Source organism: Magnetospirillum gryphiswaldense MSR-1 v2 (assembly GCF_000513295.1).
In the GTDB taxonomy this organism is placed as follows: Bacteria; Pseudomonadota; Alphaproteobacteria; order Rhodospirillales; family Magnetospirillaceae; genus Magnetospirillum; species Magnetospirillum gryphiswaldense.
In genome coordinates, this window is record NC_023065.1 from 2,379,545 (window position 1) to 2,406,485 (window position 26,941).

General features: G+C 63.8%; 29 protein-coding genes. 9 read left to right on the forward strand and 20 right to left on the reverse strand.

Translation table 11 applies throughout. The annotated features are described in order from the left end of the window. Positions 1 to 37 precede the first annotated feature (37 nt). The 7 genes from MGMSRV2_RS11175 to MGMSRV2_RS11205 form a co-directional block, all read right to left on the reverse strand. Complete coding sequence (locus MGMSRV2_RS11175) at positions 38 to 1,369, reverse strand: phage tail protein (protein WP_242410669.1); 1,332 nt, start codon at positions 1,367 to 1,369, stop codon at positions 38 to 40. A 57-nt stretch (positions 1,370 to 1,426) separates the two neighbouring features. Further along, positions 1,427 to 1,735 carry a hypothetical protein gene (locus tag MGMSRV2_RS11180; RefSeq protein WP_024080472.1) on the reverse strand — a complete coding sequence of 103 codons (309 nt, stop codon included), beginning with the start codon at positions 1,733 to 1,735 and terminating at the stop codon, positions 1,427 to 1,429. Positions 1,736 to 1,747: 12 nt separating this feature from the next. After that, on the reverse strand, positions 1,748 to 3,154 hold the full coding sequence (locus MGMSRV2_RS11185) for a hypothetical protein (protein WP_024080473.1): 1,407 nt from the start codon (positions 3,152 to 3,154) through the stop codon (positions 1,748 to 1,750). Positions 3,155 to 3,208: 54 nt separating this feature from the next. Further along, the gene (locus MGMSRV2_RS11190; protein ID WP_024080474.1) at positions 3,209 to 5,116 is read right to left on the reverse strand and encodes a phage tail protein; all 1,908 of its coding nucleotides are present in this window, start codon (positions 5,114 to 5,116) and stop codon (positions 3,209 to 3,211) included. Then, complete coding sequence (locus MGMSRV2_RS11195; RefSeq protein WP_024080475.1) at positions 5,113 to 5,682, reverse strand: phage connector family protein; 570 nt, start codon at positions 5,680 to 5,682, stop codon at positions 5,113 to 5,115. The genes MGMSRV2_RS11190 and MGMSRV2_RS11195 overlap by 4 nt, the downstream gene beginning before the upstream one ends. A gap of 69 nt (positions 5,683 to 5,751) precedes the next feature. Next, the gene (locus MGMSRV2_RS11200; RefSeq protein WP_024080476.1) at positions 5,752 to 6,021 is read right to left on the reverse strand and encodes a hypothetical protein; all 270 of its coding nucleotides are present in this window, start codon (positions 6,019 to 6,021) and stop codon (positions 5,752 to 5,754) included. A 13-nt stretch (positions 6,022 to 6,034) separates the two neighbouring features. Continuing rightward, complete coding sequence (locus tag MGMSRV2_RS11205; RefSeq protein WP_024080477.1) at positions 6,035 to 6,853, reverse strand: phage capsid protein; 819 nt, start codon at positions 6,851 to 6,853, stop codon at positions 6,035 to 6,037. 347 nt (positions 6,854 to 7,200) lie between these two features. Between MGMSRV2_RS11205 and MGMSRV2_RS11210 the strand changes: the two genes are divergently transcribed. Both MGMSRV2_RS11210 and MGMSRV2_RS21435 read left to right on the forward strand, forming a co-directional pair. Continuing rightward, on the forward strand, positions 7,201 to 7,896 hold the full coding sequence (locus MGMSRV2_RS11210) for a methyl-accepting chemotaxis domain-containing protein (RefSeq protein WP_024080478.1): 696 nt from the start codon (positions 7,201 to 7,203) through the stop codon (positions 7,894 to 7,896). 247 nt (positions 7,897 to 8,143) lie between these two features. Continuing rightward, complete coding sequence (locus tag MGMSRV2_RS21435) at positions 8,144 to 8,380, forward strand: DUF2934 domain-containing protein (protein WP_024080479.1); 237 nt, start codon at positions 8,144 to 8,146, stop codon at positions 8,378 to 8,380. A 22-nt stretch (positions 8,381 to 8,402) separates the two neighbouring features. Here the strand turns inward: MGMSRV2_RS21435 and MGMSRV2_RS11220 are convergent, their stop codons facing one another. Next, positions 8,403 to 8,789: a CBS domain-containing protein gene (locus tag MGMSRV2_RS11220; protein WP_024080480.1), complete on the reverse strand. Its 387-nt coding sequence runs from the start codon at positions 8,787 to 8,789 to the stop codon at positions 8,403 to 8,405. 158 nt (positions 8,790 to 8,947) lie between these two features. Here MGMSRV2_RS11220 and MGMSRV2_RS11225 point away from each other — a divergent pair, with 158 nt between their 5' ends. After that, positions 8,948 to 10,432 carry a diguanylate cyclase gene (locus MGMSRV2_RS11225; protein ID WP_024080481.1) on the forward strand — a complete coding sequence of 495 codons (1,485 nt, stop codon included), beginning with the start codon at positions 8,948 to 8,950 and terminating at the stop codon, positions 10,430 to 10,432. 6 nt (positions 10,433 to 10,438) lie between these two features. On the opposite strand, the gene MGMSRV2_RS11230 is transcribed toward MGMSRV2_RS11225, so the two are convergent. Next, positions 10,439 to 10,894: a hypothetical protein gene (locus tag MGMSRV2_RS11230; protein ID WP_024080482.1), complete on the reverse strand. Its 456-nt coding sequence runs from the start codon at positions 10,892 to 10,894 to the stop codon at positions 10,439 to 10,441. A 446-nt stretch (positions 10,895 to 11,340) separates the two neighbouring features. On the opposite strand from MGMSRV2_RS11230, the gene MGMSRV2_RS11235 reads away from it, so the two are divergent. Together MGMSRV2_RS11235 and MGMSRV2_RS11240 are read left to right on the forward strand one after the other, a co-directional pair. After that, entirely contained in the window at positions 11,341 to 11,652 is a 312-nt protein-coding gene (locus MGMSRV2_RS11235) for a DUF485 domain-containing protein (RefSeq protein ID WP_024080483.1), read from the forward strand. Continuing rightward, complete coding sequence (locus tag MGMSRV2_RS11240) at positions 11,649 to 13,307, forward strand: cation acetate symporter (protein ID WP_024080484.1); 1,659 nt, start codon at positions 11,649 to 11,651, stop codon at positions 13,305 to 13,307. Before MGMSRV2_RS11235 ends, MGMSRV2_RS11240 begins: the two co-directional genes overlap by 4 nt. 39 nt (positions 13,308 to 13,346) lie before the next feature. Here the strand turns inward: MGMSRV2_RS11240 and MGMSRV2_RS11245 are convergent, their stop codons facing one another. Together MGMSRV2_RS11245 and MGMSRV2_RS11250 are read right to left on the reverse strand one after the other, a co-directional pair. Continuing rightward, complete coding sequence (locus tag MGMSRV2_RS11245) at positions 13,347 to 14,189, reverse strand: fructosamine kinase family protein (protein WP_024080485.1); 843 nt, start codon at positions 14,187 to 14,189, stop codon at positions 13,347 to 13,349. Next, entirely contained in the window at positions 14,186 to 14,659 is a 474-nt protein-coding gene (locus MGMSRV2_RS11250; protein WP_024080486.1) for a low molecular weight protein-tyrosine-phosphatase, read from the reverse strand. The genes MGMSRV2_RS11245 and MGMSRV2_RS11250 overlap by 4 nt, the downstream gene beginning before the upstream one ends. A gap of 3 nt (positions 14,660 to 14,662) precedes the next feature. On the opposite strand from MGMSRV2_RS11250, the gene cobB reads away from it, so the two are divergent. After that, a complete protein-coding gene (gene cobB, locus MGMSRV2_RS11255) occupies positions 14,663 to 15,442 on the forward strand; it encodes a Sir2 family NAD+-dependent deacetylase (protein ID WP_084028056.1) in 780 nt (259 codons plus the stop codon). Positions 15,443 to 15,498: 56 nt separating this feature from the next. Next, complete coding sequence (locus MGMSRV2_RS11260) at positions 15,499 to 17,382, forward strand: potassium transporter Kup (RefSeq protein WP_024080488.1); 1,884 nt, start codon at positions 15,499 to 15,501, stop codon at positions 17,380 to 17,382. 10 nt (positions 17,383 to 17,392) lie between these two features. Here the strand turns inward: MGMSRV2_RS11260 and MGMSRV2_RS11265 are convergent, their stop codons facing one another. From MGMSRV2_RS11265 to MGMSRV2_RS11305, 9 genes are all read right to left on the reverse strand, one after another. Beyond that, positions 17,393 to 17,731 (reverse strand): hypothetical protein, encoded by a 339-nt coding sequence (locus MGMSRV2_RS11265; protein ID WP_024080489.1) that lies wholly within the window; start codon positions 17,729 to 17,731, stop codon positions 17,393 to 17,395. Between the two features lie 71 nt (positions 17,732 to 17,802). Continuing rightward, a complete protein-coding gene (locus tag MGMSRV2_RS11270) occupies positions 17,803 to 18,333 on the reverse strand; it encodes a F0F1 ATP synthase subunit B family protein (protein WP_024080490.1) in 531 nt (176 codons plus the stop codon). Further along, entirely contained in the window at positions 18,330 to 18,824 is a 495-nt protein-coding gene (locus MGMSRV2_RS11275) for a F0F1 ATP synthase subunit B family protein (RefSeq protein ID WP_024080491.1), read from the reverse strand. The genes MGMSRV2_RS11270 and MGMSRV2_RS11275 overlap by 4 nt, the downstream gene beginning before the upstream one ends. Positions 18,825 to 18,939: 115 nt before the next feature. Beyond that, positions 18,940 to 19,164 carry a F0F1 ATP synthase subunit C gene (locus MGMSRV2_RS11280; RefSeq protein ID WP_024080492.1) on the reverse strand — a complete coding sequence of 75 codons (225 nt, stop codon included), beginning with the start codon at positions 19,162 to 19,164 and terminating at the stop codon, positions 18,940 to 18,942. A 75-nt stretch (positions 19,165 to 19,239) separates the two neighbouring features. After that, entirely contained in the window at positions 19,240 to 19,974 is a 735-nt protein-coding gene (locus tag MGMSRV2_RS11285) for a F0F1 ATP synthase subunit A (protein WP_024080493.1), read from the reverse strand. Between the two features lie 9 nt (positions 19,975 to 19,983). Then, entirely contained in the window at positions 19,984 to 20,340 is a 357-nt protein-coding gene (locus MGMSRV2_RS11290; protein WP_024080494.1) for an AtpZ/AtpI family protein, read from the reverse strand. Positions 20,341 to 20,559: 219 nt separating this feature from the next. Beyond that, a complete protein-coding gene (gene smc / locus MGMSRV2_RS11295; protein ID WP_024080495.1) occupies positions 20,560 to 24,027 on the reverse strand; it encodes a chromosome segregation protein SMC in 3,468 nt (1,155 codons plus the stop codon). Positions 24,028 to 24,054: 27 nt separating this feature from the next. After that, positions 24,055 to 24,657: a DsbA family protein gene (locus MGMSRV2_RS11300; protein ID WP_024080496.1), complete on the reverse strand. Its 603-nt coding sequence runs from the start codon at positions 24,655 to 24,657 to the stop codon at positions 24,055 to 24,057. A gap of 52 nt (positions 24,658 to 24,709) precedes the next feature. Next, complete coding sequence (locus MGMSRV2_RS11305) at positions 24,710 to 25,192, reverse strand: DUF721 domain-containing protein (protein ID WP_024080497.1); 483 nt, start codon at positions 25,190 to 25,192, stop codon at positions 24,710 to 24,712. A 34-nt stretch (positions 25,193 to 25,226) separates the two neighbouring features. Here MGMSRV2_RS11305 and mutY point away from each other — a divergent pair, with 34 nt between their 5' ends. Together mutY and MGMSRV2_RS11315 are read left to right on the forward strand one after the other, a co-directional pair. After that, a complete protein-coding gene (gene mutY / locus MGMSRV2_RS11310) occupies positions 25,227 to 26,291 on the forward strand; it encodes an A/G-specific adenine glycosylase (protein ID WP_024080498.1) in 1,065 nt (354 codons plus the stop codon). 20 nt (positions 26,292 to 26,311) lie between these two features. Continuing rightward, positions 26,312 to 26,884 (forward strand): hypothetical protein, encoded by a 573-nt coding sequence (locus MGMSRV2_RS11315; RefSeq protein WP_024080499.1) that lies wholly within the window; start codon positions 26,312 to 26,314, stop codon positions 26,882 to 26,884. Positions 26,885 to 26,941 lie beyond the last annotated feature (57 nt).

Genomic DNA, 26,941 nt, shown 5'->3' on the forward strand with positions numbered 1-26,941 from the left:
TCCCGCCTTCGCGGGAGTGACGGTTTTCGCGGAGATGTCAGGTCTTGATGATGAAGTTCAGGGCCAGCGACGGCGGCATGTTGTTGTGGGGGGCGTTACTACCAACGCTATTAGTCGTCTGGACCAAGACCCCATCGCTGCTACCGAGAACAGGTCCGCCCGCACCACTCGAGGGGCGATGTGATTCGTAATTATGGCTGTGACTGGGCATTTCCGCCACGCTCAGCACGTGCGTCTCTGCCCCCACCTTGTCGCCCAACGTCCGGTTGGTCAGCGACGTCCCCTGACCGGCACCGATGGCGGCGCGACCGCGCAGATCGGGCAAGGCGAAGGTGGTGGCGCCGTCGCCGACGCCATAGACCGTACCGACCACCGCGAACAAGGCGGCATAGGTGCTGCGCGACACCGCATTGCCATCACACAATAGCCAGCCTTCGGGGGCGGCACTGCCGGCGAACTGGATCAACGACCCGGTCGGGCTGCTGCCCGACGGGCCGGCAGCCGGCAACAAGGCCGCCGGCACCAGACCGGAACCGTCGAGAACGACGACGTTGCCGGCACTACTGCCGACATTCAACAAAGCCGCATCCCCCAGGCCCAGATTGGCACGCACCAGCGCGGCGTCGACGGTGGATAAAGTTTTGTCGGCAAAGGCAGTGGCGGCTTGGTCCCTGGTGTAGACCTCACCGGTCGAATAAACCTCAAGATTACCGCGTGCCGCCGCCTTATCGACGACGTCGCCCAGATTGGCGCCCTTCTTCAGCGCCAGATTGGAACTGGTGGTAACCACGGCATTTACCTCACCGGTCGAATACACGTCAAGATTGCCGCGCGCCGCCACCTTATCGACGACGTCGCCCAGATTGGCGCCCTTCTTCAGCGCCAGATCGGAGCTGGCAGTGATGGCGTCATCAACATCGTCGGTCGAATAGACCTCAAGATTGCCGCGCGCCGCCGCCTTATCGGTCAAATCGGCCAAATTCTGCGCGGCCTGCAAGGCCCCATCCACCGCCGAGGCGGCAATGGTCAAAGTCTGGCGACCATCGGCATCGGCGGCAAGGCTCAGGCTGACGCCGCCCCCCGCCACCAACTTGTCGGCCAGATGGCCGCTGGCGGTGTCCAGCGCGCTGACGCTGACGCGACCACGATGGCGCAGGGTGACCACCGCGCCCAAGGCCGGGGCGGCGTCGAACAGGACCGAGCCACCGTCATTGCCGCCGGCGCCGCGCACGACGAAGCCGGAAGTCTGCTCGATGGCGTCGATCAGCACCTCGACATCGCTGGCGGCATCGACGGCGAAGGAAAACGGAAACAGCGTGGCGGCGCCGTTGGCGCCGTAAGTGTGCTGCAAGGTCATCATAGGCTCCATGAAAAAAGCCCCGCCGGGGATCGGCGGGGCTGGGAAGAAAAATCCGGATATGGGTCTTCAATCCGGTGCCGACGCGGCCAACAGGCCGCCTCGTTCGTCGCGCAGGGTTTGCGCTTCCGCCTCCAATGCCGCCAGAGTGGCGGTATCCTCGGCACTGGGAGTGCCGGTGGCGAGCGCCCGCAACGGGCGGATGGCCTGGCGGTCAAGGACGGCCAGACGGATATCGATGGCCGCCAATTGCTCGGCCCGGGCCATGGCGGCCAGTTCATCCTGCGCCTGCCTGCGGATGACGCGGTCTTCCGGCGTGAGCGGCAGTTGCGACACCGAACCACAGGCCAGGTCGAACACGGTCTTGATTTCGTCCATTGTGCCCTCTCCTCAGGCGGTGATGCGGCAGCGCATCACCCGGATGCGGCCATAGGGATGGATATCGCCGGAACCGGCGAACAATTTGACCGCGCTAATCGGTGCCGGCGGGGTGAAGTGGGCCTTGGCGGTGATGAAACTGGCGTGGCCGGAACTATAGGCGTGATAGGCGCCGGAATATTCGACGAAGGCCGGGTACCATCCGGTCGAAACATTGGCGGTATGGTGGAGGTGCAGGCACCCCAGACGGATGGCGCGATAGGCCCGATCAGACGCATCGGCGATCATGATGTTGGCTTGGGTCGTGCCGCCAAACAGGGTTTGCGCGCCATATCCCTCGGCCTGCTTGATGCCGGCAACGTTGTAACTGGCGCCATAAGTCGGGACGGCGCCATAGCCCAACACCACATGCAGCGTGTTGCTGCTGGGATAGGTGCTGCTGTGGCTGACTTCCTCGAAATACACTTTGTATTCATAGAGCGAGGTGTCGAGGCCGGAAATCACCACGGCAGCGGAACTGGTGGTCAGGCTGGTGATTCCGGCCACTTCCCATCCACCGCCCAAGGCATCAAGCCGCACCTTCCGGGCCGCCCCGACCGAACTGTCCCAGGTCATCACATAATCGGCGGATGCATCGGGACTGGTATCGGTATCGAGCAGATCAACGGCCTTGAGCAGATTGGCGACCTGCATCCTACGGTCGGTACCGGCGGATTGGTCGTGCAACAGCACCTGATCGTCAAGCGCCACCGCCGTTTCCTCGTCGCGGGTGCTCACGGCCAAGTCAGCGGCGGCGGGCACGCCCAGATTGACCCGGGCCAAGGCCGCATCGTCCACATCGGCCAGATTGGCCGTCGCCGACAATGGATTGTCCAGGCTGGCGGCGGCGGCGACTGCCTGATCGCGGGCCAGACTCGCCGTCGCGGCGGCAGCCATCGCCCGACTGGCGGCTTGGGTGGCATCGCCCACCGCGTCGGGATCGTGAGTGGAATTGACCAGGGCGGTGCCGCCGGCATTCCACTTGAGCCCACGGCCTGCCGCCGGTTCCGGCAAGGTCAAATCGATCGCCGCCAGGGCGGTGGGGGCGCGGCGCACGGCCCGGTCCACGTCCTCGGCCACCTGCTGCAACGCTGCCACCTGATAATCCAGTTCGTCGTTCAGGGTCTTGGCCCGGATCAGGCCATCGGATTGATAATCGGTGGTCCGGGCGATGGTCAGGCGGCGACGCAAGGTGACGCGGGTATCGGCAGGCGGCGGCACCGCGAACAGGGCAACGCCGCCGGTGGATACTCCCACCCCCGATACCGTATAGCCGCTGGCCTGCAGGCTATCGTCCAGCCAGACCTCGAGATCGGCCAATTTGAAGATGGCAAAGGGAAAGGTGAAGGCGCTTTGGATGCCGTCGGCCAGGTACTGCACCCGGGGCGCGACATCGTTGATCTGGATATGCTAGATCATGTTTTGTTCCTGCCGTTAAGAGGATATTTTCATCTCGGTGGCCACCGCCAGCACCGTGCACGGCAAGGGCGCGTCTTGGGCGATTCGCCATAAGGGGGCGAAGGCGTCGCGCTTCCAGCCGATGGCCCTGATCTGCACGTCGCCGGAAAACAGCGGCGGCCCGGCGTCGAAGCTGTGGCGGCCAAAGCGGCGGAACGGCACCGGAGTGGGGCCCTTGCCGGTATCCAGGTGTAAGGCTTGGGTATCGAGCAGACGGAAATGCGCCCGGATCAGCCGCACCACCGCCCCCGGACCGGCGCCGCCAGCGCTTTGCACCACCGGCGGCAGGGGCTCGATCTCGTGGGTATAGGGCAGACCGACCTGCACATTTTTAGCCGGTTCCGACAAGGTGACGGCGCCGTCTTGCACCTCCAGGGTTTCGATGGCGGCGCCATCGGCCAGCACTCGCACCACCTGCCCTTCCAGATGATCCAGACCGGACCAGAGGATCTTGGCGGTGTCAGCACTGCCGGTCAGCGCCGCATCCAGGGACAGAGATTCGTCGAAGCATTCGACCGACACGATCCCCTCGCGTTCGACCAGGACATAGACCTCGCCTTCGACCACCGCCACCGCCAGAAAGCGACCGGCTGTGGTATGGGCGGTCCAGGCGGTAACCTTCTCGCTGCGATAGACGGTGACGGTGGCCAAACCGCCATCGCTCATGACCACGTGGAACAGACGGCGCCCGGCATCATAATCCTGGTCCACCGGCGCCAGCATGACGTGCTTGGCCAGCATGGCCAGATCACCCGACTGATAGGCCTGCTCGACGTCGGCGAACAGGAATTCGCGCAGATCCTTGCCGTTGCGCGACACGAACAAGGTGGCGCCGTCCACGTCGCGGGGCGGCACCGTGCGATCAATGGGCGAGCCCACCCGGGTCTGCCGGGTCAGCTGGATCGAACTCGGCGTCAGCGGCTGGCCCGACACCATCCATTCCGCCCCCGAGGTGAAAACCTGGAGGTGGCGACCGGAAAAAACATGGCGGATGGCGTTGACCTGATCGGACAACAGGGCGAATTCGATGGCCTCGTCATCCAGGGCCTCGCCCAGGTCGAAGTTGAACAAATCCGACGATTTGGACAGCCACAACCGGTTGGGCTGGTCGCGGCTGCCGCCGATGACCAGCCGGTCCTGGTGGAAGCAGACGGAAACCGGCCAGCCGCGCACCGCCGACAACGCCTGCTCCTCCCAATCCTTATGAGCCGAGGTGTTGACCAGATTCTGCTTCACCGTGGCGCTGGCCTGAGTGGCCGAGGCGATTGCGGTGATTTCCACTTCCTTTTGCTGCAAACGCAGGCGGGTACCCACATGCGCAGCGACAAACACCGCCGCCGAGGCGGTCAGGGTGATGGACCCCGAAGTGGCTGACGGCTGCAGCGTCACCTCGTCGGCGGCGAATTTATGATAGGGCTGGAACAAAACCCCATCGGCTTCATGAAACGTCCAGTTGCTGATGGTCCAGGCGCTGTGCGCGGTCCGGGTCAGCTTGCGCGGCGCCACCTCGGGATGGACGATCAGCAAGGTGTCGGCGGTCTGGGTCCAGTTGATCTGCTGCAACTGTGCCTCGGTCCACGGCGTGTCCACATGGGCCACCGCCACGCCATCGGCGTAGATGTCCAGGTGCAGATGGGTCAGCACCAGCAGATAGGTCTGTTCGGTGTTGAACTCGAAGGCGATCAGCCGGCCCTTGCCCCGGGCAATGTCCACATGGCGCAGACCAGGGCGCCGCGATACCCCGCCGATGGGGGCGATGAAGACGTTGCGCAGACGCTTGGCGCCATTGCCATACGCCGCCAGATCGCCGCGCCCCAGCATGTCCAGCGACAATTCGCCGGCGGTGAAGTTGGTCTTGGCCAGGGTGATGTTGCCGCCGCTCATGACCGCACCTCGACCAGCGGGAAACTGGTGATGGCCGAGGGCACGTCCTGCTGGGCGTCGATCAGCTTGGCCCGGCGGTATTCATCCTCGGACAGACGATAGAGGAACTCGGCCCGGCTGGTGCTTTCGGTCAGCGGAATGCAGAACTCGGCGGCCAGCCGGGCGATCAGCACCTGATCGAAAAACGGCGGAAAGGCCATCTCGTCGGGGCGGAAGATATAGGTCAGGGTGACTTCGTCGGCGTCGCAATGCAGCCGGCTTTCGGCGATGCGATATGACAGGCCGTAACCTTGGCCGGCGACGCCCGCCGACATGGCCCGCAGGAAATCGGCGGGCAATTGATAGGCCATGGAATAATCGGCCACCGGCTGCGCCACCAGACGCGGCAAGGTGACCTGACCGGTGGCGAACTTCCACGGATAGGACGAAAGCGTGGCGTCGCGCACCGACGGATAGAGATTGGCGGCCACTTCCGATTCGGCGGTGCCTTCGTCGAAACTGGCGATGGTGGTGGCGCCCAGCTTCAGCAGCGCGCGCGAACATAGGGCGATGGCCGACAATGCCATGGCGGGTCTCCTGATGAAAAAACGGAAAAAGGGGGCCGCCCAAGCCTGGGACGGCCCCGGTGTTCAGGCTCAGTCGGTGTTGGCCGTCCCCACCTGGGTCATGTCGGCGACATCGACCACGCCGGCGGCGGCTTGGCGGACGAAGAACAGTCCGGCCTTTTGCGTGCCCGCGGTTTCCAGGTTGGCGATGATCATGTCGCCGGCGCGCAGCATGTCGGCGGCGGGATTGAAATACCCCGACGTATCGACGACGGCGCCGGCATCGGGGGTGGCGTAATGCCACAGGGTGAAGCCGTTGGCATAGGCCAGGACGGACAGATCCTTGGACAGATAAGCCATATTCAGGGTCTCCTTACGCTTCCAGGCAGCGCAGCGACACCACGCCGGCCGGGTCGATCAGGGCTGAGCCCTGCGACATCATGTTGTTGCAGAACCAAGCGGCGCGATCGCCGTGATAGGTGATTTCCGACTTCACTTCCGAGCCGACGGCGTGGCCGATGGCGGTCTTGTGGTACCAATAGCAATGGCGGACACTGCCGGACTTGGTCAGACCGGAATGGGGCATCCACAAGGTGCCCAGCCAGTTCTTGGCCTGGGTGCCCTTCCACGGCAAATCGTCGTCGCCGACATAATCGGCGTCGGAAAACTCGGCGATCTGCAACAGATCGGACCATTGCTTCCAGCCGACCACGGCGTAACGCTCGCCGTCGTCGGGCACATCGGCCTCGCCCAGCATTTCAAACGCCGCCAACACCTTGTCCTTGGTCAGGGCGGTGGTGCCGTCGAGGGCGTAATTGGTGGACTTGTCCAACTCAGCGATGATCAGTTCGTCGGTCTTGCGGCCCAGGGCATAGGCGCCGGCATTGACGAGGACGGCGCGTTCGTCGTGCTCGATCTTCAATTCGTCCAGCTTGTCCAGCCAGTCGCCGGCGTAATAGTCGTAAAGCTGGCATTCCACCGTCTGGTGATCGACGTTCATGACCGGCACCTTGCCGTGCCGGGCCTTGGTGCTGGCGCTGCCTTTGCCCACCTTCTGGAATACGGCGATGGCGCCGGTGACGTTGTTGCGGGTGCGCACGGTGTTCCTGAGCTTGGTGCCCTGGCGCTGATAGGCGGCATGGACCTGGGCGCCGTAATCCTTCGAGTAACCGTTGATGACCGAAGTCGACATGATGATTTTCCTTTGAAAGTCTGGGTCTTGGCGTGTGGGTGCGGGTTCCGGCACCGGTTCTGGCCCCAAGGACCGCCGTGCCGTTGCCGCTGCCGCCGGGCCGCTGCCCGGTGGGGCTGTCGGTTCTCCGGCACGGCGTTTCGACCCCTCTTCCGCGCCGAGAGGACAGGCGCGGAAGAGGGGGAGGTCAGCGCGTGACGGCTCGCACCACGAAGGGCGCGCCGCAGCTGCCGGACCAAACTGTTTGAAAGAAAAAAATCCCGCTGTTGCGGGGCGTGAAAATGGTTATGATCAAGCCGCTACGCGGATAGGGTTTTCCTGGCCTTTTAGAGGATTGCTGAAACGTCATGACTCAAGTCGAAAACACGGCGCGCGGCGCCTCCGGCACTCAGCGCACCGATCGCATCGAGGCGCGCGCCAATGCGCTGCTCAGCGATTGCCGCCGCGCCTTCCATGCTTTTGGCGAACTGGACGAGCTGGCGGAAAACCTGCGCATCTTGTCGCTGAACGCCGAATTGGCCGCCGGTCGCGCCGGCGACAAGGGCCGCGCCGTTCGCGCCCTGACCCAGTACACCCGCGAACTGGTCAACCGTCTGGCCCAGATCCGGGGCGAGATGAACCAGCTGCGCACCCGCACCGAAACCCTGTCGCAGAAGATCGAAGACGAACTCAAGCAGTTGCGCAGCATCGAGGAATCCTCGGCTGACGGCGCCGACAGCACCCAGTTCGCCGAGATGATGCGCGCCCTGGTCGACAAGCTGGACGATCTGTCGTCCAACGTCGAAGACCTGTCGCGGCGGGCCCATGGCGTCGAGGAAGTGGTCAGCCAGTCCGATTCCATCGCCACCAACATCGCCATCGAAGCCGCCGCCGCCGGTGTCCACGAAAAGGAATTCCGCACGGTGTCCGACACCATGCGCCGCTACGTCGACAACCTGCGCACCATGATCGATGACGCCTCCGACGCCGTTCGCCGCGCCCTCGAGAAGGTCGATTCGCTGCGCCGTCTCGGTATCGAGAACCTGCAAGGCCTGCGCGGCTGATCCCAGCCCCGCCATCCGGCAAAGAAAAACGGCCCCAGAGCAATCCGGGGCCGTTTTTCTTTGCCGCCTGAGCTGCGGGCGCAAGTGTAGCGGTGATGGGAACGTTTGTAGAACAAAGAGGCCCGCCTGTCAAGCGGCTTTATCATCAGTGGATGTCCGCAGCGCAAAAACCGACCTGAACGATTGTCGGGCCTTGGTTGCCTGGGTTACCTTACCTCAGGATGAGTCACACAAGGGGACCGAGACAATGAGCGCCATGCACGAACAGGTTCGGGAATTGGCTTATCGTCTATGGCAAGAGGACGGCGCGCCGGAAGGACGGGCCATGGATTACTGGCTGCAGGCGGAGGCCGCCTTGACCGCCATCCCGGCCAAACCCAAAGCGGCACCTAAGGCTAAGACCAGCGCGGCAAAGCCCGCCGCCGCCAAGGCGAAAACGGCGGAACCCAAGGCCAAGAAAAGTCCGGCCAAGCCCAAGGCCTGAGCCCACCGTCACGGCGACCTGATCAAAGCCGATGTTCGGCCTTGATCAGGTCGCCGATGGAAACCAAGCCGATGACCCGGCCTTCGTGCACCACCGGCAGATGGCGGCAGCGGGTCTCGGTCATGATCGACAGCAGGTTGCCGACCTCGTCGTCGGCACGGCAGGCGATGACGTCCCGATTCATGCATTGGCTGACCGTACGATCGATGGCTTCATGGCCATGCATGGCCATGCTGCGGGTCAGGTCGCGCTCCGACAGAATACCGATGATGCCGCCGCTGCCATCGACACACAGCAAGGCGCCGATATTGCGATCCAACATCAGCCCGGCCGCTTCGTGCAGACTGGCACCCGAACCGATGGTGTGAACTTCGTGGCCCTTGTCGCGCAGGACATCTTCAACGGTCATGACAAAACCCCAAGGTATTTCATGGTGGCGTCTTACCCTATCTTTGCAAACAGGATTTTCGTCGGAGAAGAACCTGGATCGTCCGGCCTGTAAACAAAGACTAACCAATGCGATCATGCCACGCTATCATCCCCGCCCAACCTGATCAGGAGCCCCCCGTGCGCGACACCGGACCAGGAAAGCGCTGTTCCGTCTCGTCCATGGGCGTCACCGGCGCCTTGCTTCTTGCGTTGACGTTCGCCGCTATCCTGCTGGTCGTCGATCTATTCGACGGCCGCAACCGGATATTGGCGGAGAGGGCCGACATGGCCTTGCAGAAAAGCCAGTTCATGAGCCAATGGTTCGGCACCACCATTGTGGCGACGGATTATGTTCTGCGCGACATCATCGGCAAGGTCCGCCCCGACGATCTGGTCTACCCCGATCCCGATCCGCAGCATTTCCAGCGCATGCAGGCCCTGATCCGCGACAAACTGGCCACCCTTCCCGGTGTCGAGGGCATCACCCTTTACAGCAAGGATTGCGTGTTCACCGCTTCGGCGAACCCGAAATTGCTTGGATTCCGTAGCAATCAAAAATTTTGTACCGACAAAAGCGAACTGATCGGCCCAGAAGCCCGCATCCAATACATCCCCATGGACAAATCGGCGACCCGCCGCCCCATGATTCTGGTGTCCCGCAATCTGGTCTCCACCGACGGACACTTGCAGGGCGGCGCCCTGGCCGCCATTGATCTGGCCCTGGCCCAAGACTGGATTTCCAGCTTCACCGTCGGCCCCAACGACGTCCTGGCCCTGGTGGATTCCGACGGCACCTTGCTGGCTCGCAACCCGCCGCTGCCCCAGGCCATCGGCACTCGCAGCCCATCGCCGCCCGGCCAGCCCACTTTTGGCGAGACCCGATCCAGCGCCAACTTCACCGCAATCTCCCCGCTGGATGGACGCGAACGCATCTTCGGCATCAGCAAGATCGAGAACATCCCGGTGCTGCTGATCGTCGGTTACGACAAGAACGGCACCCTGCACGAGTGGGAAAGACGGACCTGGCAGTTGTCGGCGGGCTTCGTCATCCTGCTGGCTTTGTCGCTGGTGGTCCGCCGCTCGCATCTACGCGCCCTGGCTCAGCGCGAGGCATTGCGCAAGCTGGCCACCACCGACACCCTGACCGGTATCGCCAACCGCCGCCAATTGATCGAAACCGGCGAACACGAGGTCGCCCGCGCCCACCGCTATGGTCATGCCCTGTCCGTCCTGATTCTGGACATCGACCACTTCAAGGTCATCAACGACACCTGGGGACACCCCACCGGCGACCGTGCCATCCAAAATGTCGCCAAGGCGATGGCCCGTCTGGTGCGGGATCAGGATACCGCCGGTCGCCTGGGTGGCGAGGAATTCGCCATCATCCTGCCCGAAACCGACGCGGCGGGAGCCGCGATCATGGCCGAACGCCTGCGTCAGAGCATCGAAACGGCAACGACGACCCAAGCGGATGACGGCACCGTCATCCACTTTACCGTCAGCATCGGCACCGCCAGCCTGGGCGCGCAGGAATCCACCTTCGACAGCCTGCTGAACCGGGCGGACAAAGGGCTGTACCAAGCCAAGGGATCCGGTCGCAACCGGGTCATGGCGGCGGAATAAACATTCCTACCCCTTGCGCTTGGGCATGGCGGCTTTTCCCGGCAGGTCGCGCGGGGCCAAATCCAACACCAGTCGATTACCCCGGTGCCCCGCCGGGTCCGGCCCCAAAGTGAATTGATGTTCGATGCGGGCCGGAATCTTGGCGTGGACGACCAGGAGCCCCCGCTTCAGCCCGCGACGCATGAAGTCGAAGCGGGCAATCAGGCCGAAAGGCTTCAGATGGTGGCGGTTGGCCTCCCAATCCACAGACGGAATACCCACCAGGATACGCCGCCCATCATCGGCCACATGGGTGTAAAAGCGGGTCAACTCGCTGACATCCAGAACCAAGCGGGTCAGGTTGGGGTGCTGCCCCATGCGGGTTTCTTCGGCTTGCGTTCGCGCCGACGGTCGCTCGGCGGCCACCGCTTGGGTACCGCCAACCAGCATACAGACCAGCACCATCCATCCGATCACACGCAAAACCGCCTCCGTCCCACCGGACATGCGCACAGCAGATTAACATTTCCACGTATTTTGTCATGCGCTGGCATTGACCGCTCCATGCGGCAAATGCAACCCCACCCGAACGGGTTGCTGTGGAAAACCGAAACGGCAAAAACCACTTCGATTGCGAGAAGAATAAAACACTATAATCAATACAATATTGCGTAAAAACACAAAACCATAAAAGAGAAATAATTAAAACAACCGCACAACAATACATTATACAACACACTCAATACAATGAAGGCACAAAACATGGAATACTATTTCCACACAAATTCACGCACAATGAAATCATAACGTCAAACAACTTCAAAACCGGACATCTTCGAGAAATTTTATATCCCTGTTGCCACTCCCGCATTTGCTGTATGTGCGTTTGCAAAATTTGCATACGCAGACAAGTGCAGAGGGAAACCCGAATGGACGATCACATTTATGAACGGGTGGTAGCCCACCCCAAATATGCCGAGTTGATGAGCAAGCGCAATCGCTTCGCCCTGTTGCTTTCGGCCATCGTGCTGGTGGTGTTCTACAGCTTCGTCGCCGTCGCCACCCTGAAGCCGGCCTTGTTCGCAGCGCCGCTGTCCGAAGGGCTGACCTGGTGCGTCGGTCTGGTCGCCGGCTTCGCCATCCAGGCTTTCGCCTTCGTCATGACCGGTGTTTACGTGTACCGCGCCAATGGCGAGTTCGACGCGCTGAACCGCATCCTGATCGAGGAGGCGGGCCGATGATCCGCGCACTCGTCATCTTGGCTGCGCTGGCCGCCCCCACCGCCGCCCTGGCCGCTGGTGGCGCCATCGACGGCGCCGTGCAAAAGCAATCGGTCAACGTCATGGCTATCGCCATGTTCCTGGCCTTCGTCGCCGGCACCTTGGGCATCACCTATTGGGCGTCCAAGCGGACCCGTTCGGCCAGCGACTTCTATACCGCCGGCGGCGGCATCACCGGCTTTCAGAACGGCTTGGCCATTGCTGGCGATTATATGTCGGCGGCCGCTTTCCTCGGTGTTTCCGGCATGGTCTTCGGCAAGGGTGTGGACGGCGTGTTCTATACCGTCGGCTGGACCGTCGGCTGGCCGCTGATCCTGTTCATGATCGCCGAACGTCTGCGCAATCTGGGCAAGTTCACCTTCGCCGACGTGGCCAGCTATCGCCTGAGCCAAACCCCGATCCGCTCGCTCGCCGCCACCGGTGCCCTGGCGGTGGTGGTGTTCTACCTGATCGCCCAGATGGTCGGGGCCGGCAAGCTGATCCAGTTGCTGTTCGGCCTGGAATATTCCTATGCCGTCGTCCTGGTCGGTGTGCTGATGATGGCCTATGTCACCTTCGGCGGCATGCTCGCCACCACCTGGGTGCAGATCATCAAGGCCTGCCTGCTGCTGGGCGGCTGCACCGTGCTGGTCGTGCTGTCCTTGGTCTATTTCGGCTTCAACCCGGAAGTGCTGATGCAAAGCGCGGTCAGCAATCACAAGGCCGGCGCCACCATCCTGGCCCCGTCCTCGTCCATCTCGGACCCCATCACCGCCATTTCGCTGTCGCTGGCGTTGATGTGCGGCCCGGCGGGCCTGCCACATATCCTGATGCGTTTCTTCACCGTGCCCGATGCCAAGGCGGCGCGTAAAAGCGTGTTCTACGCCACCGGCTTCATCGGCTATTTCTTCATTCTGGCGGTGATGATCGGCTTCTCGGCCATCACCATCGTCGGCACCAACCCGGCTTACCTGGATCAGGCCGGCAAGATCATCGGCGGCGGCAACATGGCCGCCATCCACCTGTCCAAGGCGGTGGGCGGCGACGTCTTCCTCGGCTTCATCTCGGCGGTGGCCTTCGCCACCATCCTGGCGGTGGTCTCGGGTCTGGCCCTGGCCGGCGCCTCGGCGGTCAGCCACGATCTTTACGCCCGCGTCATCAAGAAAGGCAGCGCCACCGAGCGCGAGGAAATGTTGGTGGGCCGCGTGGCGGTGCTGGTCCTGGGTGTCCTCGCCATCATTCTCGGATTGTTGTTCGAGAACCAGAACATCGCCTTCATGGTGTCCCTGGCCTTCGGCTTGGCGGCGTCGGTCAACTTCCCGGTGCTGCTCTTGTCCATCTTCTGGAGCGGCCTGACCACCCGGGGCGCCTTCATCGGCGGCTTCCTCGGGCTGATCTCGGCGGTGACCTTCGTCGTGCTGGGTCCGGCGGTGTGGGTCAATGTCTTGGGGAACAAGGCGCCGCTGTTCCCTTATGAACACTACGCCCTGTTCTCCATGACCATCGCCTTCGTCGGTATCTGGCTGTTCTCGATGTTCGACAACTCGGAACGGGCGGCAATCGACCGCGCCGCCTTCCGCTTCCAGCGGGTGCGGTCGGAAACCGGCCTAGGCGCCGAAGCGGCGGTGGCCCACTGACAACAAACCCCGCCGGGTTCGCCCGGCGGGGTTTTTCTTTCAGAGAAAGCGGTCCAGCAACCGCTCGACCCCGCCCACATAGGGGCCGCCGAACAGCCGCACATGCACCAGCAGCGGGTAAAGCAGATAAAGATCCCGGCGTTCTTCGAAGAAGCCGGGTTCGATGGGGTTCAACTCGCCATAGACGGCGAAAAAATCATCGCCGAAGGTACCGAACATGGTGGAGAAGGCCAAATCCATCTCGCCATGACCGTAATACAAGGCCGGGTCGATGAACGCCGCCACCCGACCGCCCTTGACCAGGATATTGCCGCCCCAGCAATCACCGTGAACCAGGGCCGGGCGCTCCGGTTCCATGATCCAATTGCCCAAACGCGCGGCCAGACGCTCGATGCCATCCATCATCACCATGGGCAGGTGCCCGCAATCCAGGGCTTTCCGGGCCATGGCCAGCAGCCGCTGATCGCGGAAGAACTCCAGCCAGCGAACGGCGGGAACATTGCTTTGCGTCAAACCGCCGATCACCGTATCGCGGTCGAGGCCGAAGGAATGCCAGGTGTGACGGTGCAAATCGGCCAGAATCTGGGCGGCATGGCGCTGGGCCGCATCATCCAGGGGATCGCCGGCGGGGACATAATCCATCAACAACAAATCATCGCCATCATGGATCACATGGGGAACCGGCATGCGGGTCTGGGCGGCCAGCAGGCGCAGCATCCAGCCCTCCACCGCGACGGCGGGGCCGGTCTTGGCCACCACCTTGCCGCCATTGGTCAAATCCACCTGCCAGACCGCTGCGCTCGTGCCGCGGGCCATGGCCCGCGCCCCGGCCACCTTGCGTCCGGTATAACGCTCGACCTGCCGCACCAGTTCCGGCGTCACGCGAGCCGCGTCCTGACATGGTCCAGCAGGCCGCGTGATCCGGCCTCGATCATGTCCAGTACCCGCTCGAAACCGTCACCGGCGCCATAATAAGGGTCGGGAACGTCGCGCAGGCCCAGTTCCGGGGCAAAGGACAAGAACAGCCGCACCTTGTCTTCCTGCGCCTTGGGGCACAGCTGAATCAGGCTTTGCTGATGCGACCGGTCCATGGCCAGAACCAGATCGAAATCGTCGAAATCCGACGCCTTCACCTTGCGCGCCCGCTGGCTCGACAAGTCGATCCCGCGCTTGCGGGCGGCGGCGGCGGAACGGCTATCCGGCGGTTCACCCACGTGATAGGCATGGGTACCGGCGGAATCAACCATGATATGGTCTGATAGGCCGTGGGTTTCCACCAGGGCGCGGAACACGCCCTCGGCGGTGGGGGAACGACAGATATTGCCGGTACAGACGAACAGAACTTTAATCATCAGATGGGCATATCGCCTTCCAGGCGCCATCGCAAGGGTCTTCACCACATCGAGGTCAACATGCGGCCAATCCCAGCAACCGGTTCCATCGTCGTCCTGACCGGCGCCGGTATTTCCAAGGAATCCGGCCTTGATACCTTTCGCTGCGAGGACGGCATCTGGTCCAAGGTGCGCCTGGAGGACGTCGCCACCCCCGAGGGGTTTCAGGCCGATCCCGACTTGGTGCATGATTTCTACAATGCCCGGCGACGGTCGCTGCTGGACCCATCCCTTGCTCCCAACGCCGCCCATCAGGCCCTGGCCGAGTTGGAACGGCGCTGGCCGGGCAAGGTGTTGATCGTCACCCAAAATATCGACGACCTGCACGAACGGGCCGGCAGCCGCAACCTGATCCACATGCATGGCGAATTGCTGAAAGTACGCTGCACCCATTGCGCCCTGCCGCTGCCCTGGCATCAGGATCTGAGCGTCGACCATACCTGCCCCGATTGCCGCCGCACCGGTACGCTGCGGCCCCATGTGGTGTGGTTCGGCGAAATCCCGCTGCAGATGGAACAGATCATGGCGGCGCTGATGAGTTGCGATCTGTTCGTATCGGTGGGAACGTCGGGCAATGTCTATCCGGCCGCCGGCTTCGTCGCCCAGGTGCGCCGCCTGGGTCGTGCCCATACGTTGGAGTTGAATCTGGACCCCAGCGAAGGCGCCAACCTGTTCGCCGAAAGCCGCCACGGCCCGGCAACCCGGTTGGTGCCTGAATTCATTGATCAATTGCTCAAGGATTGACTCGGAAACTCAGGTGGTTGCCTTATGTGCGTCTGCGAAACGGCGGATGAGCGCCCATGACCACGGAACACGCGCCCCGGCGCAATGTTTTTGCCCTGATGTTCGGCGCCATCGGTGTCGTCTTCGGCGATATCGGCACCTCTCCGCTTTACGCCATGAAGGAAACCTTCGCCGGTCACCATCCGCTGCCCTTGGATCGGTTGCATGTGCTGGGGGTGCTGTCCCTGATGTTCTGGTCGATCATGCTGGTGGTGTCGGCCAAATACGTCGCCTTCATCATGCGCGCCGACAATCGCGGCGAGGGCGGCTCGCTCGCCTTGCTGGCCCTGGCCAGCCGCGCCACCCACGGGCGTACCGGCCTGGGCCTGTTGGTGGTCACCCTGGGAATCTTCGCCGCCGCCCTGTTCTATGGCGACGCCGTCATCACCCCGGCCATTTCCATTCTATCGGCGGTGGAAGGCTTGCAGGTGGTCGCCCCGGCCATGCAGCACTACATCATCCCCGCCACCTTGGCCATCGTCGTCGTCCTGTTCCTGATCCAACGCCACGGCACCGATGCGGTCGGCAAGGTGTTCGGTCCGGTGATGCTGTTGTGGTTCACCGTCCTGGCCGTCACCGGCATCCGCAATATCGGCCTGACGCCGGAAGTATTGAAAGCCTTGTCCCCCCATTGGGCCATTCTCTTCATTGCCAATGACGGTTGGACCGGCTTTCTCGCCCTGGGATCGGTGGTGCTGGCGGTTACCGGGGCCGAGGCGCTTTATGCCGACATGGGCCATTTTGGCAAAATCCCCATTCGACTGGCCTGGTATCTGGTCGCCTTGCCGGCCCTGCTGCTGCAATATTTCGGCCAAGGGGCCTTGTTGCTGGCCCGCCCCGAAGCCATCGAAAACCCGCTGTTCAACATGGCCCCCGGCTGGGCCGGCCTGCCTTTGCTGCTGTTGGCCACCTGTGCCACCGTCATCGCCAGTCAGGCGGTGATCTCGGGGGCGTTTTCGGTGACCCGCCAAGCCATTCAGCTCGGCTATCTGCCGCGCATGACCATCATCCATACCTCGGCCCAGGAAATCGGTCAGGTGTATCTGCCGGTGATGAACTGGATGCTGCTGGTGGTGGTCATCGGTCTGGTCATCGGCTTCAAGACCTCGTCCAATCTGGCCGCCGCTTACGGCATCGCCGTCACCGGCACCATGATCATCACCACCGCCCTGGCCGGCATCGTCATGGTGCTGAATTGGGGCTGGCGGATACGCCGGGTGCTGGTCCTGATGGGGGTGTTCATGGTACTGGAAATGGCCTTTTTCCTGGCTAATTCCACCAAAATTCCCGATGGCGGCTGGTTCCCACTGGCGATCGGTATCGTCATCTTCGTCCTGCTGACCACCTGGAAGCAGGGGCGCACCCTGTTGATGGCCAAACTCTCCACCGAGGCCATGCCGGTCGAGGATTTCGTCGCCGCCCTATCCGACCGTGTCGTCCGCGTGCCCGGCACCGCCATCTTCCTGACCGGCACGCGTGAAGGCGTGCCGCTGGCCCTGCTGCACAACATGAAACACAACAAGGTGCTGCATGAACGGGTCATCCTGATGACCGTCAGCGTCGAGGAGGTGCCGGTGGTGGCGGAAGACCGTCGCTTGGAATCCATGGTGATCTCGCCGGGTATCCAGCGACTGATCCTGCGTTTTGGTTTCATGGAGGATTTGAACATCCCCAAGACCCTGGCCCATGCCCGCACCGACCAATTGGGCTTTTTCTACGAGCCCATGTCCATTTCCTATTTCCTGTCGCGGGAAACCATCATCCCCTCTGTCACCCCCGGCATGGCGCCATGGCGCGAGGAAATCTTCGCCTGGATGTCGCGCTCGGCCACCAACGCCATGGACTTCTTCCACCTGCCCAGTAACCGGGTGGTGGAATTAGGGGCGCAGGTGGAGATTTAAGAAGACGGCGTTAATCGCTGTCTGCGCCCACCAGCCCACCGGTGCCGCCCAGGCTGTGGCGCAGGGCGCGACGCGCCATCAGCTTTTCCTGGGCTTCCGCCGGCAGATCGGCCAGCGCCAGAACGCCCTTGCTGATCAACGCCTCGATCAGATCCTCAGCCACCCGGATGAAGTCGAGATCGGCCTCCAGGAACGGATCGCCCACCCCGTCCTCGCGCAGGGCCACCACCCGGCCGACGAAGTCCAACACTTCCGGGTGATCGGGCGGCAGATCCTCGGCCTGATCGGCCAAGGGATATTCGGACAAGGCGACAACGGTACCGTCATCGTCACGCAGAACATAGGGCATGGAATCAGCCTAACAAAAAAACCCCTCCACGGTCACCCATGGAGGGGTTTTCAAAACCGACGCGAAGCGGCTTAGTGCAGCTTCTGCGGCAATTCGGCAATAGCCTTGTCCACCAGCTTGGCAGCCTGATCGGCACTGATGGACGAAGCCAGGACGTCACGAGCGGCGCTGATGGCCACTTCCACCGCCACGTTCTGCACTTCACGCAATGCCGCGGCTTCCGCCTGGGCAATACGGTCCATGGCCTGGGCTTCGCGGCGCTTGAGGCTGGCATCCAGGTCCTTGGCGGCCTGTTGCGCCAGACGCTCGGCCTCGGCCTTGGCGTGGGCGATGATTTCCTCGGCTTCCTTCATGGCATCGCGCTGCTTGCGCTGATAGGTGGCCAGCATTTCCTGGGCCTCCTCACGCAAGCGGGCAGCCTCGTCAAGGCGAGCCTTGATCTTGGCGGCGCGGGCATCCAGACCAGCGCCCAGGGCGCGGATCACCGGCTTGAAAGCCAGACCGGCGACCAGGAAGAAGGCAACACCAACCCAGAAGGCGGCATCGGCATAGAACGGCACGGCATGATGCGCGGCGTCGGCAGCATAAGCGACGGAGATCATTGGCCTTGCTCCTTCAAAGCGGAAGCGACGGCGGCTTCCAGCTTGGCCTGATCGGCATTGCCGCCCACCAGACGGGAGACGGTGGCACCGGCCACATCCAAAGCAACCTCGCGCACATTGGTGAGCGCGGCATCCTTGGCGGCAGCGATACGGGCCTCGCCAGCCTTGATCTGTTGGGCCAGCTTGGCGCTAAGATCGCGGGTGCGTTCCTCGGCCTGCTTGGACAGACGCTCGCTGGCTTCCTTGATGACGGAATGGGCATGAGCCCGCGACTCGGACAGCGCCTTTTCATAGGCGGCCACGGCGGCTTCCGCCTCGGCCTTCAACTGCGCAGCCTTGTCGAGATTGTCGTCGATCTTGCGCTGACGCTCGTCCAGGACGGCGCCGATCTTCGGCAGGGCCACCTTCGCCATCAGGACGTAAAGGGTGATAAAGGTGACGGCCAGCCAGAAGAGCTGGGGCGCGAAGAACGCCGGATCGAACTGGGGCATCCCGATGCTCCTGAACGGGTTTCATAACCGGGATATCGGAGCGGCCGGTGGGCCGCGATCACCTTAAGGCAATCGCGGCGCCAAACCGTTCCGAAGGAGAAACCTTCGCCAATAATTAGGCGAAGAGCACCATCAGCGCCACGACCAGGGCGAACAGCGCGATAGCTTCGGTCACGGCGAAGCCGATCCAGCCGTACAGTTCCACGTTGGCCTTGGCGGCGGGGTTGCGACCGACGGTGGCGATCAGGCTCGACCAGATGTTGCCGACGCCGATACCCGAGCCGATCATGCCGATGGCAGCCAGACCAGCACCAATGAACTTAGCAGCGCTCGCTTCCATTTACTTAGCTCCTTCAGGACTGAAAATCGAAAACGTTAGGTTGAAATCCACACCCGATGACCAAGCCCAGTGGGCTCAGTGCATATGGATGGCGTCATGCAGGTAGATGCACGACAGGATGGTGAACACATAGGCCTGCAGCAGGGCGATACCGAACTCGAGAACGGTGACCGCGCCCAGGAAGGCGAAGGGGACGATACCCGGCAGCACGTAGAAGCCGCCCAGGGTAACGACGAAGCCGCCCAGAACCTTCAGAATGATGTGACCGACCGTCATGTTGGCGAACAAACGAACGGCGAGGCTGAAGGGACGGGAGAAATACGAGATCAGCTCGATCGGCACCAGGATCACGGCGGTGGCGATGGGCGCACCTTCCGGGAAGAACATGCGCAGGAAGTGGGTTCCATGGCGGGCGAAACCGATGATGGTGACGCCGGTGAACACCACGATGGCCATGCCGAAGGTGACGATGACGTGGCTGGTATAGGTGAAGGCGCCGGGAACCATGCCCAGCAGGTTGCCGAACATGACGAACATGAACAGCGAGAAGATGAAGGGGAAGTACTTGCGTCCGGCGCTGCCCACGTTGTCGCGCAGCATGCCGGCGATGAATTCGTAGAACACCTCGGCCATGGACTGCCAGCGACCGGGCACCAGGGCCCGCGAGCGGACCGAGAGCGTCAGGAACGCGGTGATCAACACCACCGAAATGACCATCATCACGGCGGAATTGGTGAACGAAACGTCCACGCCGCCGATTTCCAGCGGGATGATGGGCTTGATCTTGAACTGCTCGATCGGATTAGCCACGAGAGTCTCCTACTTGTCCTTCTGTCGCTCCGCCAGCCGACGCTGGGCAGCTCCCAATCCCACGCTTGCATCCATACCCTTGGCAGCGCGATAGGCGTTTGCAACGCCGGCGGCTCCACCAAGAAGCAGAAACAGCACCATCAACCAGGGCGCGGTGCCAATCAGGCGGTCCAGGAAATAGCCCAAACCGACCCCGACAGCAACACCCGCGACGAATTCGACCGACAACCGCATCCCCAGACCGATCCCCTGAGACGGATTGCGCCGCTCATTGTTTCGACCCGCTTCCTCGGTCTCCCGTTCGCGCGCAGCGCGGATACGGGCATCGAGTTCATCGAACGAAGAATGCTTCTGTTGCTCATCCATGTCGTGCGAGCCCCCTGCACTCCCCGTTCTGGTCCCTTAAGTACCAAAAGCGCGGGCACCATAAGGGGTGCATAAGCCGGTGTCAAGACCTCAAACCGCGTTTTATAACACACTGTTTTTAAATGATAATTTTACCCCTTCCTACCCTCTCCGGGCAGGCCAATGCTGCAATGCGAGGGATTCACCCCCTCCCCGAAGGGGTGGTGCCACTCCACCAGTTCAGGCAGGGACGACCGAATCGCGTATGGCTTCCGCCGCCGACAGGTCGACCGAGACCAATTGCGAGACGCCGCGTTCGGCCATGGTCACCCCATAAAGACGGTCCATGCGGGCCATGGTCATGCGGTGATGGGTGACGATAAGGAAGCGGGTGCGGGTGGTCTGGGCGATGCCTTCCACCAGCGAGCAGAAGCGGTCCACATTGGCGTCGTCCAAGGGCGCGTCCACTTCGTCCAGCACGCAGATGGGGGCGGGATTGATGAGGAAGACGGCGAAGATCAGGGCCAGCGCGGTCAGCGCCTGCTCGCCGCCCGACAGCAGCGACAGCACCTGCATGCGCTTGCCCGGCGGCGAGGCCATGATTTCCAGGCCGGCTTCCAGCGGATCGGCGCTTTCGGTCAGGGCCAGATGGGCGCGGCCACCGCCGAACAGCTTGATGAACAGATCGCGGAAATGCTGGTCCACCTGATTGAACGAGGCTACCAGCCGCTCGCGCCCTTCCTTATTGAGCTCGGCGATGCCGCCGCGCAGCTTGGCGATGGCGGCGACCAGATCGTCGGATTCGGCCCGCATGGCGTTCATGCGCTCCTCCAACTCGGCCACCTCCTGTTCGGCCCGCAGATTGACCGGCCCCATGTTGTCGCGCTCCCGCGACAGGCGGTCGAGCTTGGATTGCAATTCGTCGCGGTCGGGGCGGCTGCCCTCGACGAAATCGGCGATGTCGCGCAATTGCTCAGGCGTCATGTCCAGGCGCTCGTTGATACGGCCCGCCACCATGCGGCAATTCTGATCGGCGGCGGAAACCGCGGCCTCACGCCGGATGCGGTCTTCACGGGCGTTGGCCAGCGCCGCTTCGGCGGCGCGCATTGCGCGGTCGGTTTCCGCCTGCGCCGCCTCGGCGGCGGCCAGGGCATCGGCGGAGGCCTTGCGCCCCATCTCTGCCTGGTCCAGGCGGTCGAGCAAGTGGGTCCGGCGCTTGGCGAAGCTGTCGGGCATGGTGGCCAGACGCTCGATTTCCAGCATCAGGGTCTCGCGCCGTTCTTCCAGTTCTTCCACATGCTGGCGGGCGGCATCGGCGCGGCGGCGCCATTGATCCATGTCGCCGGCGATGGCGTCCAGGCGACGCTTGCGCTCGCCCACCTCGCGAATGATGCGGTCCAGGCCCGAACGCGCCTCGACCAGGGTCGAGCGTCGCTCCGCCACCTCGGCCCGCAGGGCGTTGACGCGATCCTTACCCGCCTCCTGCTGCGGGAAGCCGGCGACCACGTCGCGGGCCATCATCAATTCGGCTTCGGCTTCCTCGAAATCGGCGGACGCCGCCTCGGCCTGTTCGGCCAGGGCGTTCATGCGCGATTCATGGGCGGCGAAACGTTGGGCCAGCTTGGAATGGAGGTCGCGGGCCTTGGTGGTCTCAGCCTCGGCCCGACGCACCGCGTCCTTGGCGGCGCGTTCGTTTTCAGTGGCTTCTTCCACCGCCTCAGCCGCTTCCTGGGCCTTGGCCTCGGCATCCTCGACCCCCAGCTCGGCGTCGTCGAGCCGCGCTTCCAACTCCCGCAGACGGTTGCGTTGGGCCAGCCGCACGGCCATGGCGCTGGGCGCCCCGGCCCGCGCGGTGAAACCGTCCCAACGGATGACATCGCCGGCGCGGGTCACCAGCATCTGGCCGGCGGCCAATTGCCCGCGCAGGGCTTCCCCAGCATCGGCATCGGCGACAATGCCGACCTGTCCCAACACACGGGCCAGGGCGGCGGGCGCGGTGACGTGACGAGCCAGCGGGTCGATGCCGGCAGGCAAGGCCAAAGGCGGGTCCAAGGGTGGCAGGGCCTGCCAGTGCAATGGCGCGGCGCCGTCGAGCGAGGCGTTGAGGTCGTCGCCCAGGGCGGCGGCCAAGGCGGGCTCGAAGCCGGCGGCGGCGGCGACCTGATCGAGAACCGGCGCATATTCGCCCCCGCTCCCTTGCGCCAGCACGGTCTTCAGCGCATCGGCCTCGGCCTTCAGGCGCGAGCGCGCCGTCTGCGCCGCCTGGAAGGCATCACGGGCGGAATCCCGCGCCGCCTGGGCCTGGACCCGGCGGCGGTCCCAATCCTCGGCCTCGGCCCGGCTTTCCTCCAGATATTCCAGCGCCGATTCCAGATCCATCTCGGCGGCGGTCAAGTCGGTGCGGTCGATGCCGTCCTGCTGGGCCTGCTCCTGCTGGGTCCGCACTTGGGTGACGCGGTCGCGCAGACGGTCGCGCCGGGTTTCGGCATCGGCCAGACGGCGCAGCGCCGTCGCCCGTTCGGCGTCGGCGGCGGCCACTTCGTCCATCAGCCCGGCCAGTTCCTTTTCGGCGGCGGCGACCGCTTGCACCGCCGCCTCCATGACCGCTTCCGCCTCGGCCCGGCCTTCTTCCTCGCCCAGGGCAGCTTCGGCCAGCATTTCCTGCTCGCCGGCCAAGCGATCGACGGCGCCTTGGGCATCGGCGGCACGGGCGTGCTCGCGCCCCAAATCCGACGCCGCCTGAGCCAGACGGGATTCCAGGTCGCGGCGCGTTTCGGCCAGACGGCCTTCTTCCGAATCCAACTGCTCACGTTCGACGATCAGGCGCTGCCAACCGGCTTCCACCTCGGCGTGGGCGCGGCGCATTTCCGGCAAGTCCGCCGCCGCTTCCGCTTGGGCGGTGGCAGCGATGGCGGCCAGTTCGGTGGCTTGCTCGACCTTGAGATCGGCCTCTTTCATGGCCATGCGCGCGGCGTCGATGGTGGCCAGGGCTTCCAACCAGGCCAGATACAGCACCTGCGCCTCGATGGAACGGATTTGCTCGGACAGCGTGCGATAGCGGGCCGCCTGCCGGGCCTGACGCTGCAAGCCCTTCAACTGTTCGTCCAAGGTGGCCAGCACGTCGTCGAGGCGGGCCAGATTGGTCTCGGCGTTCTTCAGCCGTAATTCCGCTTCGTGTCGGCGCGAATAGAGACCGGAAATGCCCGCCGCCTCTTCCAGCAGCCCGCGCCGTTCCGACGGTTTGGCATTGATCAGGGCGCCGACCCGGCCCTGGCTGACCAGCCCGGACGAGCGCGCCCCGGTGGCGGCGTCGGCGAACAGCAATTGGACGTCGCGAGCGCGGATTTCGCGGCCATTGACACGATAGCTGGACCCCTGGCCGCGCTCGATGCGGCGGATGACCTCGACCTCGTCCATATCATACTGGGGCGGCGCGGTGCGGGACGTATTGTCCAGCGCCACCAGCACCTCGGCGACGTTGCGCGACGGGCGGCCCGAGGTGCCGCCGAAGATGACGTCGTCCATCTCGCCGCCGCGCATCTGCCGGGCCGAGGTTTCGCCCATGACCCAGCGCAAGGCCTCGATCAGGTTGGACTTGCCGCAGCCGTTGGGGCCGACCACCCCGGTCATGCCGGGTTCGATCAACAGCTCGGTGGCGTCGACGAACGACTTGAACCCCGACAGACGTAGCTTGGTGAACTGGATCACCGGGTGCGCGCCCCCAAGCGCCGCGGCTTACTTGCCGGCTTCCGTCAGAATCTTGTTGAAATCCTCATAGGACTTGGCGCCCACCACCAGCTTGCCGTTGACGACGAAGGACGGGGTGGAATCGATCTTGAACTGCTCGTGCCCATGTTCGGCCCGGGTCTGAATGCCCTGGAACAGATCCTGGCGTTGCAGGCAGGCATCCACGTCCTCGCCGGTCAGGCCGGCCAGACGCACGGTCTTCTTCAAGGCATCCAGCGGGTCTTTCGAGCCCAGCCACTTGTCCTGCTGATCCATGATCAGGCCGAGAACGCCGAAATAACGCTCGGGCCCGGCGCAATGGGCGATCATCGAGGCGCCGATGGACAAGCCGGCGGGACCGGTGGGGAAATCGCGGTAGACCAGCTTGGCCTTGCCGGTGTCGATCCAGTTCTTCTTCACCTCGGGCAGCGTCCCCTTGTGGAAGGTGGCGCAATGGCCGCAGGTGGTCGAGGCGTATTCGATGATGGTGATGGGGGCATCGGCCTTGCCCAGCACCCGGTCGATGGGGAAGCTGTCGTCCTTGCCGGCGGCCGAAACGGCGGGGGCGGACAGGGCGACCAGGGCAGCGCACAACCAAGCAAGAACCTTCACGGCCTACCTCCATGGAAAGATGGCCGGATATTAGGCGCCGATCTCCCGCCGTTCAAGGCTTCCCGCCCAGATGACGGCCCAGGCGCTCCAGCGCCGCCCGCAAATCCGGGTCTTCCACCCGATCGAGCGCCGGCACGTGACGGTCGGAAACCTGTGCCGCCGGCGGCGGTGGCGCGGCTGGCCGCTTGGGCAGCGGGCCGTGGCGGAACTTCAGCCGGGCCACCGCCGCCCAGCCGAAATAGCCGTTGATCCGTTCCAGGATCAGCGGTTCCAGGTGCTGCAACTCGGTGGCGAAAGCCGAATTGGCCACCTTGATCTCCAAGGTGCCGCCGGTGCGTTCGTTGGGCGGGAAGCGCACGCGGATGGGCAGGGTATAGGTGGCCACCGCGGCACCGACGATGGCCGGCCAGTCGACGATCATGGCACCGCCGGCAAAGCCGTGACGGCCAAAGATCGGCTTGGTCAGCGATCCCACCGGGATGCCCACCTGCACCATGCCGTAACGGCGATTGTCCTTTGTCTTCTCGTCACTCATGGACCTAGGATAATCCAGCCGCTAAGGTGCCGCCATGTCCGTGTGTGATCCATCCGCCCTGGCCCGTTCCCTGCTTGCCTGGTACGACCGGGCCGGACGCGCCTTGCCGTGGCGGAAAAAGGGCAACGAACGCCCCGATCCCTACCATGTCTGGCTGTCGGAAGTGATGTTGCAGCAGACCACGGTGGCGGCGGTGACCCCCTATTTCCTGCGTTTCATTGAGCGCTGGCCGACAATCGCCCAACTGGCCACCGCCCCCACCGACGATGTCATGCATGCCTGGGCCGGCCTGGGCTATTATGCCCGCGCCCGCAACCTGCACGCCTGCGCCAAGATGGTGGCCCAGTGGCGCGGCGGCCAGTTCCCCGATGACGAAGAGGCGTTGCGCAAGCTGCCCGGCGTGGGCGACTACACCGCCGCCGCCATCACCGCCATCGCTTTCGGCAAGCGCGCCGTGGTGGTGGACGGCAACGTCGAACGGGTGATGGCCCGCCTGTTCGCGGTCACCGAGCCGTTGCCGGCGGCCAAGGGGCGATTGAAAGCGCTGGCGGCACACCTGACCCCGGACATGCGCCCGGGCGATTATGCCCAGGCGGTGATGGATCTGGGCGCCACCATCTGTTCACCGCGCAATCCGGCTTGCGGCATCTGCCCGTGGATGAACGAATGCCAGGGCCGCCGTCAGGGCATCGAGGCGCAATTGCCGGCCAAACTGGCCAAGCCGGAGCGCCCGACCCGTCACGGCATCGCCTATTGGACCGCGCGCAAGGACGGCGCCGTGCTGATCCGCCGCCGCCCGCCCCAAGGATTGCTGGGCGGCATGATGGAAATCCCGTCGACGCCGTGGCGCGACGACACCCCGTGGGACATGGCCGAACTGGCCGCCCATCAGCCGGTCGCCGCCCAATGGCGCCCGCTGCCGGGGCTGGTGCGCCACACCTTCACCCATTTTCATCTGGAATTGCGCCTCGTCGCCGGCAAGGCCAGCGCCAACGCCACGCCGCTGGGTCTGTGGGTGGCCTTGGACAAGCTGTCCGACCACGCCTTGCCCAGCGTCATGGTCAAAGTGGTCAAACATGCCCTGGCCAAGGCCTATTGAGAAAAAGGAGGAAACCAACCATGCGCGCCTGCATTCTGGTCTGCTTGCTTGGCCTCGCCGCCGCCCCGGCCCTGGCCGCCGATCATACCCCCGCCGGCGAACGGCTGTTGCTGGCCCCGCCCACCGGTTGGCAGCCGGTGCAATTGTCGCGTACGGACAAGATGGTGGTGACCCGGCTGTATCCGCCCGGCCAGGACGAAAAATCGTGGACCGAAATCCTGACCGTGCAGATTTATCCCAAATCAGGGCAGACGGCACGGCAGTTCGCCGACAGTATCGTCCAGTACACCCGCGACGCCTGCGAAGCCGCCGGCCCCAGCGCCGTCAACGAAAAGCCGGTCAACGGCTATCCCATGGCCAGCGTCTCGGTCACCTGTTCCAAGGGCAAGGCCTCGGGCCAGGGCGGCTTCGTCCTGGTCACCGCCATCCAGGGCAAGGACGCGCTTTACGCGGTCCAGCGGCAATGGCGCGGCGCCCCCTTCGGCCCGCGCGACACGCCGGCCTTTCCGCCCGACATGCTGCGGCAGTGGAGCGCCTTCATCCACAATGTCAGCCTGTGCGACACCCGCGACAGCCGTCATCCCTGTCCATAATGGTACCCGGGGAAAAGTACACTGAGGCGAAGCCGAAGGACTTTTCCCCGAGTATCC